This window comes from Streptomyces sp. MUM 2J, from assembly GCF_022414535.1.
Classification (GTDB): Bacteria; Actinomycetota; Actinomycetes; order Streptomycetales; family Streptomycetaceae; genus Streptomyces.
In genome coordinates, this window is record NZ_JADWYM010000073.1 from 1 (window position 1) to 13,892 (window position 13,892).

Sequence of the window (13,892 nt, forward strand, 5' to 3'; positions counted from 1 at the left end):
GTGCGTGCCCGCCACCGGCACGGACGGCGCCCGGCGGCACCGGCGGCGTCCCCGGCCGCCCTCGTCCGGGTGCCCGCCGGAGGGCCCGCTGCCCCGGGGTGACGTCCGGGGCGCGGGCCGCCCCGGTCCGGGCGATGCGGGTCGCCCGGACCGGGGCGTCCACCGGCCGCCGGAGGCGGCGCGGGCGTCAGTTCACGTTCACCGCGCTCCACGCCGCGGCCACCGCCGCGTACTCCGTGCTGCTGGCGCCGTACAGGTCCTTGGCGGCGTTGAGGGTCGCGGTGCGCGCACCCGCGTACTTCGTCGAGGACGTCATGTAGACGGTCAGCGCCCGGTACCAGATCTTGCCGACCTTGTCCCGGCCGATGCCGGTGACCGTCGAGCCGTTGTAGGTCGGCGAGTCGTAGCTGACGCCGTTGATGGTCTTCGGCCCGCTGCCCTCCGCGAGCAGGTAGGCGAAGTGGTTGGCGACGCCCGAGGAGTAGTGGACGTCGAGGTTGCCGACCGAACTGCTCCAGTAGTCGGCCGAGTTGCCGTCCCTGGACGGCTTGTCCATGAAGCGCAGGGCGGGCTTGCCGAAGCCGGAGCGGACGATCTCCTCGCCGATGAGGTAGTCACCGACGTCGGAGGGGTTGCCGGCGTACCACTCGACCATCGTGCCGAGGATGTCCGAGGTGGCCTCGTTCAGTCCGCCGGACTCGCCGGAGTAGTTCAGGGCTGCCGTCTTGGACGTCACGCCGTGCGTCATCTCGTGACCCGCCACGTCCAGCGCCACCAGCGGCCCGAAGGTGGAGCCGTCGCCGTCGCCGTAGGTCATGCAGAAGCAGCCGTCGTCCCAGAAGGCGTTGTTGTAGTTGTTTCCGTAGTGGACGCGGTTGTACGAGCCCTTGCCGTCACCGGCGATGCCGTTGCGGCCGTGGACGTTCTTGTAGTAGTCCCAGGTCTCGTTGGTGCCGTACTGGGCGTCGACGGCCGCGGAGGCCCGGTCCGCCGTGGCCCCCGTGCCCCAGTGGTTGTCGCTGTCGGTGAAGACGGTCGCGGGGGCGCGGATGAAGCAGATGCCGAAGATGCACAGGTCCGTCTTGTTCGCCGCGTCGCCGGTGTAGGTGTTGCCCCGCGTCGGGTCCTTGAGCTGGTACGACGAGCCGGACGAGGTCGTCTCCAGCGGAACCGTGCCGCTGTACAGGGACGCGCCGTCGCCCGTCGCCGTCTCGATGCTGTCCCAGGCGTCGATCTGGGCGCCGGTGGTGGCGTCGGTCAGGACGGTCCTGGCGACCGGGTTGCCCTGGCCGTCCTGCGCGACGGCGTCGGTGCGCCAGGCCAGCTTCGGGGCGCCGTGCAGGGCGTCGACGACCAGTCGGGGCTTGGCCCGCAGCTTCTTGAGGCCCTGACCGAGGTTCACGGCGCGCAGTGCCTGGGTGGCGATCCCGGCGGCCTTCGGGGCGGACACCTTCGGTGTCACGCTCGGCAGGGACAGGGTGCCCCGGGTGGCACGGGAGGCGCTGCGGTAGGCGCCGTCGGGGGCCAGGTGCAGCACGAAGTCGCCGCCCAGCACGGGCAGTCCGCGGTAGGTGCGGTCGTAGCGGACGTGCTGGCTGCCGTCCCGGTCGACGATCACGTCGCGGACGGCCGTGCCCTGAGCGGAGGTCAGGCCCAGGGCGGAGGCCCGGTCCTTGAGGATGTCCGTCGCGTGCGCGACCGCGGATGTGCGGGTCGGTCGGTCGGCCGCGCCGGCGGTGGGGGAGAGGGCGGCGGCCATCAGGACGGCGGCGGTGGTGGCGACGCCGGCCGTGGCGAGGCGGCGGGGTGTGCGGGAGGCGCCGGATGTGCGGGACGTGTGGTCCTTGCGGGAAGCGGGGACATGCTGCCGTATCCGACTCATCGGTCTCCTCGTGGGAGGCGTCCTGGGGAGGACGCGTGGGGGGTGGCACTGATGTCCCTCAGATTTAAATGGGCATGACATGTCATGTCCATAGTGCCTTTGGGGGGTGCGGGAGAGGGGAGAATCGCTTCCGTGAGCCTCCCGAGCCCCCCGCAGCCCCCGCAGCTCCCGTTCTTCGTCTACGGCACCCTGCGACCCGGCGAGCCCCACCACGCCACCTTCCTGAGCGGCCGGACCCGCCGCGAGGAGCCGGGGCGCCTGCCCGGCGCGGTCCTCTTCGACGGCCCCGGCTACCCCTACGCCGTCGAGGAACCGGGCGGTGTGATCACCGGGGAACTCGTCACCGCCGCGCCGGAGGAGTACGGCGAACTACTGACCGAACTGGACCGGTTGGAGGAGTACCGGCCCGGCGATCCGCTCCGCAGCCTCTACGAGCGCGTCGACCGGCGCGTCGTCCGGGACGCCGACGGGGTGTCCGTACGGGCCTGGGTCTACCTCGCGGCCCCCACCGTCGCCGCCCGGCTGCGGGCCCGCGGCAGACCCATCGGGGGCGGCGACTGGCTCACCCGCTCCTGACCTGCCGCGCCCACGCCCACAGGCCAGGGGAAGGAGACGCCGGGGAGCGTCCGGAGGAGAGTCCTGCGGACCCGGGGAGCAGCCGGAACGCGGTTCCGGAAAGAGTCCGGGGGACGGCCGGAGGGATGGTCCGAGGGGCGGTCCGAGGCAGGGGACGAGGGGCGGCTGGAGGAGTGGCCCGGGCCACGGGACGAGGCGAGGGGCGGTGGGGCCCTCGGACACCCCCTAACCCCGCACCGTCTCCACCCGCACCGCGCACACCTTGAACTCGGGCATCCGCGACGTGGGATCCAGCGCGGGGTTGGTGAGCACGTTGGCGCGGCCCTCGCCCGGCCAGTGGAACGGCATGAAGACCGTGTCGGGACGGATGGCGGTGGTGATGCGGGCCGGCGCCACCGCGCGTCCCCGGCGGGACTCCACGGCCAGCAGGTCCCCCTCCGCCGCGCCCAGCCGGGCCGCCAGCCTCGGATGGAGTTCGACGAAGGGTCCCGGCGCGGCCCTGTTCAGTTCCGCCACCCGACGGGTCTGGGCCCCCGACTGGTACTGCGAGACCACCCGTCCCGTCGTCAGCAGCACCGGGTAGTCGTCGTCCGGTTCCTCGGCGGCCGGGCGGTGTGCGACGGGGACGAACCGCGCCCGGCCGTCGGGCGTGGCGAACCGGTCGAGGAAGAGGCGGGGCGTGCCCGGGTGCGGGTCGGGCAGTGCCCGGGCCGGGTCGTCGTCGGGCAGCGCCGCGTCCAGTGCGGCGTCCTCGCCGTCGCCGGCCGCGCCCGCCGCCCGCTCGGTCCCCCCGCCGGCCCCCGGGGACCGGTCCGGTGCCGGGCACGGCCAGAACACGCCGTTCTCCTCCGCCAGCCGCCGGTAGGTGATCCCGGAGTAGTCCGCGACCCCACCGGCGCTCGCCCGCCGCAGCTCCTCGAAGACCTCCTCGGGGTCGGTGGGGAACTTCTTCTCCAGCCCCTGACGCGTACCGAGCCGGGCGGCCAGCTCGTGCAGGACGTGCAGGTCGCTGCGGACGCCCTCCGGCGGCGTGATCGCCCGGCGGCGCAGCAGCACCCTGCCCTCCAGGTTCGTCGTCGTCCCCGTCTCCTCCGCCCACTGCGTCACCGGCAGCACCACGTCCGCGAGCGCCGCCGTCTCCGACAGCACGACGTCCGCCACCGCCAGGAAGTCCAGCGACCGCAGCCGCTCCTCCACGTGCGCGGCACGCGGCGCCGACACCACCGGGTTCGAGCCCATCAGCAGCAGCGCCTTCACGTCCCGGCCCAGTGCGTCCAGCAGTTCGTAGGCGCTGCGTCCCGGCCCGGGCAGCGCGTCCGGGTCCACGCCCCACACCTCCGCCACGTGCCGCCGCGCCGCAGGGTCGTCCAGCTTGCGGTACCCGGGCAGCTGGTCCGCCTTCTGACCGTGCTCACGCCCGCCCTGCCCGTTGCCCTGCCCCGTCAGGCAGCCGTAGCCCGACAGGGGCCGGCCCGCCCGCCCCGTGGCCAGGCACAGGTTGATCCACGCGCCGACCGTGTCGGTGCCCTTGGACTGCTGCTCGGGGCCACGCGCGGTCAGCACCATCGCCGCCTCCGGCGCGCAGAACATCCGCACCGCCTCCCGCAGTTCCGGAACGGACACCCCCGTGATCCGCTCCACGTACTCCGGCCAGTGCGCCATCGCCGCGGCCCGCGCCTCCTCCCAGCCGGCGGTGCGCTCACGGACGTACTCCTCGTCGACCCGCCCCTCGGCCACCACCAGGTGCAGCAGGCCCAGCGCGAGGGCGAGGTCGGTACCGGGCCGCGGCGCCAGGTGCAGGTCGGCCTGCTCGGCGGTCCTCGTGCGGCGCGGGTCCACGACGATCAGCGTGCCGCCGTTCTCGCGCAGCTCCGTGAAGTAGCGCAGCGCCGGCGGCATCGTCTCGGCCGGGTTCGACCCGACCAGGACGACGCAGCCCGTCCTCGGGATGTCCTCCAGCGGGAACGGCAGCCCGCGGTCCACACCGAACGCCTTGATGCCGGCCGCCGCGGCCGACGACATGCAGAAGCGGCCGTTGTAGTCGATCTGCGAGGTGCCGAGCACGATCCGCGTGAACTTGCCGAGCGCGTAGGCCTTCTCGTTGGTCAGCCCGCCGCCGCCGAACACGCCCAGCGCGTCCGCGCCGTGCTCGGCGCGCACCGAGCCCAGCGCCCCGGAGATCCGGTCCAGTGCCTCGTCCCAGGTCGCGGGTACCAGGCGCCCCTCGGAGCGCACCAGCGGGGAGGTCAGCCGCACCCGGGAGGAGAGCACCTGCGGCGCCGTACGGCCCTTGCCGCACAGTGCTCCCCGGTTCACCGGGAAGTCCGCGCGCTCCGTCAGCGCGACCGCCCCGGCGGGGCCGTCGGGGGCCGGCGTCAGGTTCATGCCGCACTGCAGCGCGCAGTACGGGCAGTGCGTGGGCGTCGCGGTGTTCTGCATGCCCCTCAGCGTGCTTCCGCCGTGTTACGTGCCACGACGGTGCCTGTTACGCGGCCGGGACACTGACCTCCCCGCGCCCGCACGGGCGGCGTGAGGCCCCCCTCCGGGCGGCGGTGCGGGGCCCCGACCGCCGGGCGGCGCGAGGGGGCGACCGTACGGGCGGCGCGAGGGGGCGACCGTACGGGCGACGCGAGGCTTCCCACCATCCATGACGGGGACACCCCGGGCAGCGGTGCCGGTGGCCCTTCTCCGGTAGCCTGACCGTGCGCACGAAAACGCGGTCCGGTTGGTAGCCCGGACGCTGTCGTGGTACGGCAGTCTGTATCCGCCCTCTCCAGGGATGTCCCGTGTGCCGGAATCCGGCCTCGTCAGGCCGGTGGCTGGCATGTACTGGAGAGTTCTGTGACCACCTCAGTGACCCTGACGATCTGCTTCGATGCCCCGTTCTGGGTCGGAGTCCTTGAGATCGCCGAGGCGGGCGAGGTCCGCGCCACTCGGCATGTGTTCGGTAGCGAGCCCACGGACGCCGAGCTGTATCAGTTCCTGCTACGTCACGGCACAGAGCTGCTGGAACGTGCGCAGGCCAACCCCGCGGTTCCCGTGGAGACCCGGCGCCCGGTGCGGCAGAACCCGAAGCGGGCCGTGAGGCTGGCCGCCCGGGAGGCTGCCAGAGTCGCACAGGGGCGACGCAGCACCGCGTCTCAGGAAGCGCTACGGCTGGAACTCGAGCAGCGCAAGTCGTCGGCCGCAGCCGAGGCCAAGAGGCGAAGGCAGGACGAGGCCGAGCGCAAGTACGCCCTGGCGCAGGCCAAGCGCAAGCGCCGGAAGCGCGGGCGTTGAGAGGACGGACAACCGTGGGACGGGTGACCGGTTCTCCGGAGTGCATGGAACTGGTGCGAGGGGCCACTCCCGCCCCGCTCGTGTGCTGCCCCCGTGGCGCGTGGGCGGGGCTTCCCTGCCGCAGGTCAGCGAAGCCCCATGCGTCAGTGCGCCGCCACGGCTGAGGTTCCGCCCGTACCCACCCGTTGGGTCCTCGCCGGACGAGGGTGAGCCACGATCCGCCGGTCCGGCACGCCGTGCCCATCCGGTTCGCTCACGCCCGCCGGGGCACATGGTGAAGCCCCGGAAAACTCCCGTCACCGCCACGCAACGGGCGCGCAACGTCGCACCGCCAGGATCCTTCCATGACGGCGTCGAAGTCTCCTCGCGACGAGCACCTCCCGCGTCCGGGCGGCCAGCCCGGCGCCCACCTCGACAGTACGGCGCACCTGATGAACCGGATCAGCTCCCAGCTCGCCGGCCAGCTCAGCCTGGTCTCCCTGGACGGCAGGCGGCGCCCCGGCCCGCCCGCGCTCGTCCTCGTCGCCCACGGCAGCCGCGACCCGCGCGCCCTGAGCACCGTGCGCTCCCTGCTGGAGCTGGTGCGCGAACGGCGCCCCTCCCTGCCGGTGCGCCTGGGCCACATCGAGCTGAACGCCCCCCTGCTGCCCGACACCCTCGCCGCCCTGGGCGACACCCCCGCCGTCCTGGTGCCGCTGCTCCTCGGCCGGGGTCACCACGTCAAGCAGGACATCCCCGCGACCGCCGCCGAGGCCGGCACCCACGCGCACGTGGCCGCCCCGCTCGGCCCGCACCCGCTGCTGGTGGAGACCCTGTACGCCCGGCTCGGCGAGGCCGGCTGGCAGGCGCCCCGCACCGAGGCCGAACGCGCCGCAGCCGCCGTTGTCCTGGTCGCCGCCGGCTCCCGCGACCCCGACTCCGCCGCCGACACCCGCCGCAGCGCGCAGCTCCTCGCCGAACGCCTCGGCGTGCCCGTCGTCCCCGCCTACGCCTCCGCCGCGACGCCGACCGTCGAGGCGGCCGTGCGGTCGCTGTCCGCGCGAGGTCGCCACCGCATCGCCGTGGCCTCGTACTTCACGGCTCCCGGCAGGTTCGCGGCCGAGAGCGCCGGGAAGGCCCCCTGGATCGCCTCGGCCCCCCTGGGCGCCCATCCGGCGATGGCCCGCCTGGTACTGCACCGCTACGACCAGGCCCTCGCGGCGGGCGGCGCCAGCAACGCCGCGTGAGGCGCGCCGCGAGCCACCCGCCCCGCCCGTCCGACGGCCCCGAGCCGCCCCCGCCCGCACCGGACCGGGAACCGGGCCCGCCGATCAACGCGCCTGCCGTGACCGCGCGGGCCCGAGGACCGCACCGCCCCCGGCGCCCGTCACCGCGCTGCCCGAAGCCCGCACGCCCCGAAGCCCGCACCCGCCGGTCACCGGCCCCGAGGACCGGTCCCCCGGGGCCGCGCCCGCCCGGAGAAGGGCCCGCTCCCGGGACCGCACGCACCCCCTCGGCCCGCTTCCCTCGCCGGACCTGCCCGAAGGCGCGCCCGCCCGGAGGCGGGACCCGCCCGACCCGGAGGCGCACGACCGTCACCCGGGACGCATACTGTCGAGGCATGGCAGGCACCGAACCCCTCCCCGGCTACGACCCGGCGTCGGTCGAGCGCTGGGCCCCCGAGCCCGACAAACGCCCCGGCCGCACCGCCTTCCAGCGCGACCGCGCCCGCATCCTGCACAGTGCGGCGCTGCGCCGCCTCGCGGGCAAGACCCAGGTGGTCACCCCCGGCACCGTGAACCAGGCCTGGGACGCCAGCCCCCGCACCCGCCTCACGCACTCCCTGGAGTGCGCCCAGGTCGGCCGTGAGCTGGGTGCCGCCCTCGGCTGCGACCCGGACCTGGTGGAGGCGGCCTGCCTCTCGCACGACCTGGGCCACCCTCCGTTCGGCCACAACGGAGAGTCGGCGCTGAACGCGTTCGCCCACGACTGCGGTGGCTTCGAGGGCAACGCCCAGTCGCTGCGGCTGCTGACCCGCATCGAGCCCAAGCGCTTCACCCCCGAGGGCTCCGTCGGCCTCAACCTCACCCGCGCCGCCCTCGACGCGGCGACGAAGTACCCCTGGCCGCGCGGCGGCCACCCCACCGACCCGGGGTCCCCGAAGTTCGGCGTGTACGAGGACGACCGCCCGGTCTTCGACTGGATCCGCAAGGAGGCCCCCGGCACCCGCGCGTGCTTCGAGGCGCAGGTCATGGACTGGTCCGACGACGTGGCGTACTCGGTGCACGACGTGGAGGACGGCCTGCACGCCGGGCACATCGACCCCAACTGCCTGCACGCCGAGCCCGAGCGGCAGGAGATCTTCGCCGTCGCCGTCGGGCGGTACGTCCCCGCCGGTACCGACCCCGCCGAGCTGGCCGCCGCCCTCGACCGCCTCCAGGACCAGGAGTGGTGGCCGCACGGCTACGACGGCACGGCCGCCGCCCAGGCCCGTCTGAAGGACGCCACCAGCCAGCTCATCGGCCGGTTCTGCCTGTCCGCCGAGGGTGCCACCCGTGCCATGTGGGGACCCAGGCCGGGCAGCGCGGGCGGCGGAGCCGGGAACGGGCGGCTCACCCGGTACGCCGCCGAGCTCGTCGTCCCCCGTGAGACCCGCCTGGAGTGCGCGGTCCTCAAGGCCGTCGCCGACCGGTACGTGATGCAGCGCGCCGAGCAGGAGCGGGTCCGCGCCGACCAGCGCATCGTCGTCGCGGAGCTCGCCGAGGCGCTCACCGCCCGCGCGCCCGACGGCCTCGACCCACAGTTCCGCACCCTGTTCGAACAGGGTGCCGACGATCGCGCACGCAAGCGGGTGATCGTCGATCAGATCGCCTCCCTCACCGACACGTCGGCACGTTCCCTTCACGCCCGACTGACGAGGCAGGGGAGACACTGAAGGGCACGTGTGCCCTGAAACGAACGCGACGAGCGAGCCCGGACGTGACCCTGAGTGGCCCGGCCGGGCCACTCCCTCTTCCCCCATCACGCTCCGTGCGGGACGCTCCCCTGTGGCGGCACCCTTACGAGGAGGCATCAAGTGGTCGACGCGGATCAGACATTCGTCATCGTCGGAGGCGGCCTCGCAGGCGCGAAGGCAGCCGAGACGCTCCGGGCCGAGGGCTTCACCGGCCGCGTGATACTGATCTGCGACGAACGCGATCACCCCTACGAGCGGCCCCCGCTGTCCAAGGGCTACCTGCTCGGCAAGGAGGAACGCGACAGCGTCTTCGTGCACCAGCCCGCCTGGTACGCGCAGAACGACATCGAGCTGCACCTCGGCCAGACCGTCGACGCCGTCGACCGCGCCGCGAAGACGGTCCGCTTCGGCGAGGACGGCACGGTCGTGCGGTACGACAAGCTGCTGCTGGCCACCGGCGCCGAGCCGCGCCGGCTCGACATCCCCGGGACCGACCTGGCCGGCGTGCACCATCTGCGCCGCCTCGCCCACGCCGAACGCCTCAAGGGCGTGCTGGCCGCGCTGGGCCGTGACAACGGCCACATCGTCATCGCGGGCGCCGGCTGGATCGGCCTTGAGGTCGCGGCGGCGGCTCGCGAGTACGGAGCCGAGGTCACCGTCGTCGAGCCGGAGCCGACGCCGCTGCACGGCGTCCTCGGCCCCGAGCTGGGCGAGCTCTTCGCCGAACTGCACCGCGAGCACGGCGTCCGCTTCCACTTCGGCGCCCGGCTGACGGAGATCGTCGGCCAGGACGGCATGGTGCTGGCCGCCCGCACCGACGACGGCGAGGAGCACCTCGCGCACGACGTCCTCGCCGCGATCGGCGCGGCGCCGCGCACCGGTCTGGCCGAGGCGGCGGGCCTGGAGATCGCCCCCCGGGAGCACGGCGGCGGCGTCCTGGTCGACGCGCGGCTGCGCACCTCCGACCCCGACATCCACGCGGCCGGCGACGTGGCCTCCTTCCCGCACGCCCTCTTCGGCGCCCGCCTCCGCGTGGAGCACTGGGCCAACGCGCTCAACGGCGGCCCGGCCGCGGCACGCGCGATGCTCGGGCGGGACCTCACCTACGACCGCGTGCCCTACTTCTTCTCCGACCAGTACGACCTCGGCATGGAGTACAGCGGATGGGCGCCCCCGGGGGCGTACGACGAGGTCGTCGTCCGCGGGGACGCCCACAAGCGCGAGTTCATCGCGTTCTGGATGAAGGACCACAGGGTGCTCGCCGGGATGAACGTGAACGTGTGGGACGTCACAGAGCAGATCCAGCGGCTCATCCGGACCGGCGTGCGGGTCGACACCGAGGCCCTCGCCGATCCGCACGTGCCGCTCCAGGGCCTGGGCGCTTGAGGCGTCCCGGGATGTGCTCACCGCGGCGGCGCGGGCCGTGCGCGGCGAGGCGCCCGGTCCGCCGCGCCCGCGGGCGCGGTGAGCGTGCCCCGGAGGTGTCGGTACGTCCCCGTAGAATTCACGCGTGGCAGGACGGATCAACGACGAGGACGTGAAGGCGGTACGGGACGCGGTCCCGATCGACGCCGTGGTGTCCGAGTACCTCCAGCTGCGCAACGCCGGCGGGGGCAACCTCAAGGGGCTGTGCCCGTTCCACGACGAGAAGTCGCCGTCCTTCCAGGTCAGCCCCGGCAAGGGCCTCTTCCACTGCTTCGGGTGCCAGGAGGGCGGCGACACCATCACGTTCGTGATGAAGATCGACCACCTGTCCTTCTCCGAGGCGGTCGAGCGGCTGGCCGCCCAGGCCGGCATCACCCTGCGCTACGAGGAGGGCGGCTACAACCCCTCCCACCAGCGCGGCGAGCGGATCCGCCTGGTCGAGGCCCACAAGATCGCCGCAGAGTGGTACGCGGAGCAGCTCGCCGGCAGCGCCGAGGCCGAGACCGGCCGGATCTTCCTCGCCGACCGCGGCTTCGACCAGGCCGCCGCCGTCCACTTCGGCGTCGGCTACAGCCCGCAGGGCTGGGACCACCTCACCCGCCACCTGCGCGGCAAGGGCTTCTCCGACAAGGAGCTGGTGCTGTCCGGCCTGTCCCAGGAGGGCCGCCGCGGTCCCATCGACCGCTTCCGCGGCCGGCTGATGTGGCCGATCCGCGACATCGGCGGCGATGTCGTCGGCTTCGGCGCGCGCAAGCTGTACGAGGCGGACACCGGCCCCAAGTACCTCAACACCCCCGAGACGGCCCTCTACCGCAAGTCCCAGGTGCTGTACGGCATCGACCTGGCGAAGAAGGAGATCGCCAAGTCCAGCCGGGCCGTCGTCGTGGAGGGCTACACCGACGTCATGGCCTGCCACCTGGCGGGCGTCCCGACCGCCATCGCCACCTGCGGCACGGCCTTCGGTGGCGACCACATCAAGATCCTTCGCCGCCTGCTGATGGACAACGGGTCCGCCCGGGTGATCTTCACCTTCGACGGCGACGCGGCCGGCCAGAAGGCGGCCCTGCGCGCCTTCGAGGACGACCAGAAGTTCGCCGCCGAGACGTACATCGCCATCGCGCCCGACGGCATGGACCCGTGCGAGCTGCGCCTGGCCAAGGGCGACGAGGCGGTCGCCGACCTGGTCCAGCCGCGCACCCCGCTCTTCGAGTTCGCCCTCCGCCAGATCGTCGGCCGCTACGACCTCGACACCCCGGCCGGCCGCGCGGCGGCCCTGGACGAGGCGGCACCCGTCGTCGCCCGCATCAAGAACAGCGGTGCCCAGCACGAGGTCGCCGTGCAGCTCGCGGGCATGCTCGGCATCCTCGACACCCAGTTCGTGGTCAAGCGGGTCGCCCAGCTGGCCCGCTGGGCCCGTGAGCGCGGTGGCCGGGGCGGGAGCAGCCCCCAGCAGCCGCCCCAGGCGCCCTCGCAGCAGTGGGCCGCGCCCGCCGGCTCCGCTCCCTCCGGCCCGGCCCTGACCCTGCGCAACCCGGTCTACGCCACCGAACGCGAACTGCTCAAACTGGCCCTCCAGCGCCCCGAACTGGTCTCCCCGGCATTCGACGCGTACGGCGTGGACGAGTTCACCGCCCCGCCCTACGCCGCCGTCCGCCAGGCGGTCCTGGACGCGCTCGGCGCCGAGTACGGCACGCAGGACCCGCAGGAGTACCTCGTCCGCGTCCGCGAGGCCGCCCCCGACGACACCGTCCGCGCGATGGTCACGGAGCTGGCCGTCGAGCCGATCCTGCGCCGCACCGTCGACGAGCTGTACGCGGGCACGGTCCTGGTCCAGGTCCGCCGCCGCGCCGTCGAGCGCCGCATCCGCGACGTCCAGTCCCAGCTGACCCGTCTCACCGCCGGCGGCGACCCGGCCCGACTAGCCGCCGTGCAGAACGAGCTGTGGGTCCTCCAGCAGTACGACCAGGCGCTGCGGGAGCACGGGGCCGCCGCTCTGTGACGTCCCCGCCGCCGGCACCGGCCGCACCGCACGGCGAGGGGCCCGTGCCGGTCGCGCCCCCGGCACGGGCCCCTCTGCGTCGCGCGCATCAGACGGCGGTGGGCGCTCCCGAAGCCGCGGTCCGGCCCGGGCGGGCGGCACGCGGAACAAGGACGCGTTCGGCGAGGAAGCCGAAGATCACCCCGAAGGAGCTCCACAGCATCGCCTGGACGCCGATGGAGGCGAGACGGAACTGCCACAGCACGCCGGCCGGGAAGTCCTCCGGCGTCTCGTTCACCGACGGAAGGAACACCGCGGCCACCGCCATGACGGCGACGAACGCGGCGCCCGCGGCCAGGCCGGCGTTCCCGCTGCCGAACCGCCCGGCCAGACGGCGGCCGAGGACCACCGCGCCCAGGCCGACCAGCACGGTCAGGGCGGTCATCAGGAGGTACAGAGCGGTGCGCTTGCCGATGGTGTCCCCGTCGTTGGCTCCCGGCGGGTTGCCCGGGTACTTCAGGAACGGCACCAGGTAGACGGTGACGAAGGCGCCCCCGGCGACCCAGGCGGCGGTGGCCCGCGGGCCGATACGGCCGATGCGGCCCAGGGCGAAGCAGAACGCCAGTGCGGCGATGCCGCCCACGGCGGTGCCGAAGACGAGCACCGCGGTGGCCAGGCCCGCGGTGGACTGCACGGCCCGGCCGACCAGTTCCACCTCGTGCTCGTGGTCGTGGCCGGCGTGGGCGTGGGCGTCCTCGTAGGCGATGCCCGCGTTGACGCCCGGCTCACCCACCAGGTAGGCGAGACCGAAGGCCAGCAGCCCCGCGGCCAGGCCCGCGAGCATACCGCGGACCAGCAGCGTTCGGACGGTGACGGAGTTCATGACGGTTGATCCCACGCCCTGTTCAGTGGCAGGGGAAGCCGAGCAGGTGCCGGCCGTCGTGGACCCACTCGTGCACGCCCGCACCGGACAGCAGCGAGGTGGCGCCCTGCTCGGCGCCGACGAAGTACAGCAGGACCAGCATCAGCAGGCCGAAGAACGCCGCCCATGGCAGGACGGCGCGGATCGGCAGCTTGGCCGGGGTGGCCACGGTGGAAGGGGTGAGCGGAGCGGGGGCAACGGCGGACTGCGCCATGGCGGGCCTCCTTCGGGAACACGCGTCCCGTGTCGGTGGAGCACGCGACGACGGCGCGAGGGTCTGACTCACCGGCAGCACCCGTCGCACGACGGGAGTTGCTCGGCACACAGTGGCGCGACCGTGCCGGATTTGCACCGGACTTCCAGACGCACCGTCGTCCTATCCCTGCAGACGGTACCGGCCCCGCCTCCCACCGGGAAAGATGGCCTTCGCCACCTTCGTGCCGCAACCCGCGCCCGAACTCCCCCGGCCCGGCACCACTCCGGGGTCCCGCGGGCGCTCACCACCACTGTCCCGGCGGGCGGCGAGCGTGCGCCGGGCGATCCCCCGGCGCGGCAACCAGCGCCGCGGCAGGCGGCGTTCGCCCGTCGAGGAGCGGTGTCCGTGCGGGCTCCCGGCGCTCCGGGCGGACCCTCGTACGGGGAGGTACCGGGGGTTTCGGGTGGTACGGCGGGTGGGGGCATCTCTCACGCCCCTGGGGCAGCGGGGGAGCGTGCCGGGTCCGGGTCCGGGTCCGTGACGCCGCCCGCCGGGGCACCAGGGGGTGTTTCGAAAGTCCCGCACAGCACCCGCGGCGCCCGGCACGCACTCTCGCCGCACCGGCCGTAGGCCCGAGTACATCCGGTACGAGGTCTTTCGTCCGGCACGCCGAGAGCACGCACCGGACACCGCGGGCAC

10 protein-coding genes and 1 riboswitch are annotated in these 13,892 nt (G+C 73.9%); of the genes, 6 read left to right on the forward strand and 4 right to left on the reverse strand.

Going from position 1 to position 13,892, the window contains the following annotated elements; translation table 11 throughout:
• Window positions 1-187: 187 nt before the first annotated feature.
• Window positions 188-1,882 carry a M4 family metallopeptidase gene (locus I3F54_RS31065; protein WP_240122269.1) on the reverse strand — a complete coding sequence of 565 codons (1,695 nt, stop codon included), beginning with the start codon at window positions 1,880-1,882 and terminating at the stop codon, window positions 188-190.
• Between the two features lie 132 nt (window positions 1,883-2,014).
• Between I3F54_RS31065 and I3F54_RS31070 the strand changes: the two genes are divergently transcribed.
• Window positions 2,015-2,458 carry a gamma-glutamylcyclotransferase family protein gene (locus I3F54_RS31070; RefSeq protein WP_240122270.1) on the forward strand — a complete coding sequence of 148 codons (444 nt, stop codon included), beginning with the start codon at window positions 2,015-2,017 and terminating at the stop codon, window positions 2,456-2,458.
• Window positions 2,459-2,683: 225 nt separating this feature from the next.
• Here I3F54_RS31070 and I3F54_RS31075 read toward each other — a convergent pair whose 3' ends face one another.
• On the reverse strand, window positions 2,684-4,897 hold the full coding sequence (locus I3F54_RS31075) for a molybdopterin oxidoreductase family protein (RefSeq protein WP_240122271.1): 2,214 nt from the start codon (window positions 4,895-4,897) through the stop codon (window positions 2,684-2,686).
• A 402-nt stretch (window positions 4,898-5,299) separates the two neighbouring features.
• Between I3F54_RS31075 and I3F54_RS31080 the strand changes: the two genes are divergently transcribed.
• The 5 genes from I3F54_RS31080 (at window position 5,300) to dnaG (ending at window position 12,096) form a co-directional block, all read left to right on the forward strand.
• Window positions 5,300-5,737: a YjdF family protein gene (locus I3F54_RS31080; RefSeq protein ID WP_240122272.1), complete on the forward strand. Its 438-nt coding sequence runs from the start codon at window positions 5,300-5,302 to the stop codon at window positions 5,735-5,737.
• A gap of 344 nt (window positions 5,738-6,081) precedes the next feature.
• Window positions 6,082-6,963: a sirohydrochlorin chelatase gene (locus tag I3F54_RS31085; RefSeq protein WP_374205995.1), complete on the forward strand. Its 882-nt coding sequence runs from the start codon at window positions 6,082-6,084 to the stop codon at window positions 6,961-6,963.
• A 374-nt stretch (window positions 6,964-7,337) separates the two neighbouring features.
• Window positions 7,338-8,651 (forward strand): deoxyguanosinetriphosphate triphosphohydrolase, encoded by a 1,314-nt coding sequence (locus I3F54_RS31090; protein WP_240122273.1) that lies wholly within the window; start codon window positions 7,338-7,340, stop codon window positions 8,649-8,651.
• A gap of 141 nt (window positions 8,652-8,792) precedes the next feature.
• The gene (locus tag I3F54_RS31095) at window positions 8,793-10,058 is read left to right on the forward strand and encodes an FAD-dependent oxidoreductase (protein WP_240122274.1); all 1,266 of its coding nucleotides are present in this window, start codon (window positions 8,793-8,795) and stop codon (window positions 10,056-10,058) included.
• Window positions 10,059-10,182: 124 nt separating this feature from the next.
• The gene (gene dnaG / locus I3F54_RS31100; RefSeq protein WP_240122275.1) at window positions 10,183-12,096 is read left to right on the forward strand and encodes a DNA primase; all 1,914 of its coding nucleotides are present in this window, start codon (window positions 10,183-10,185) and stop codon (window positions 12,094-12,096) included.
• Between the two features lie 88 nt (window positions 12,097-12,184).
• Here dnaG and I3F54_RS31105 read toward each other — a convergent pair whose 3' ends face one another.
• A complete protein-coding gene (locus tag I3F54_RS31105) occupies window positions 12,185-12,958 on the reverse strand; it encodes a CbtA family protein (protein WP_240122276.1) in 774 nt (257 codons plus the stop codon).
• Window positions 12,959-12,980: 22 nt separating this feature from the next.
• Window positions 12,981-13,211, reverse strand: a complete 231-nt coding sequence (locus tag I3F54_RS31110) for a CbtB-domain containing protein (RefSeq protein ID WP_240122277.1) — start codon at window positions 13,209-13,211, stop codon at window positions 12,981-12,983.
• A 61-nt stretch (window positions 13,212-13,272) separates the two neighbouring features.
• A riboswitch (cobalamin riboswitch) is annotated at window positions 13,273-13,358 on the reverse strand.
• Window positions 13,359-13,892: the final 534 nt, after the last annotated feature.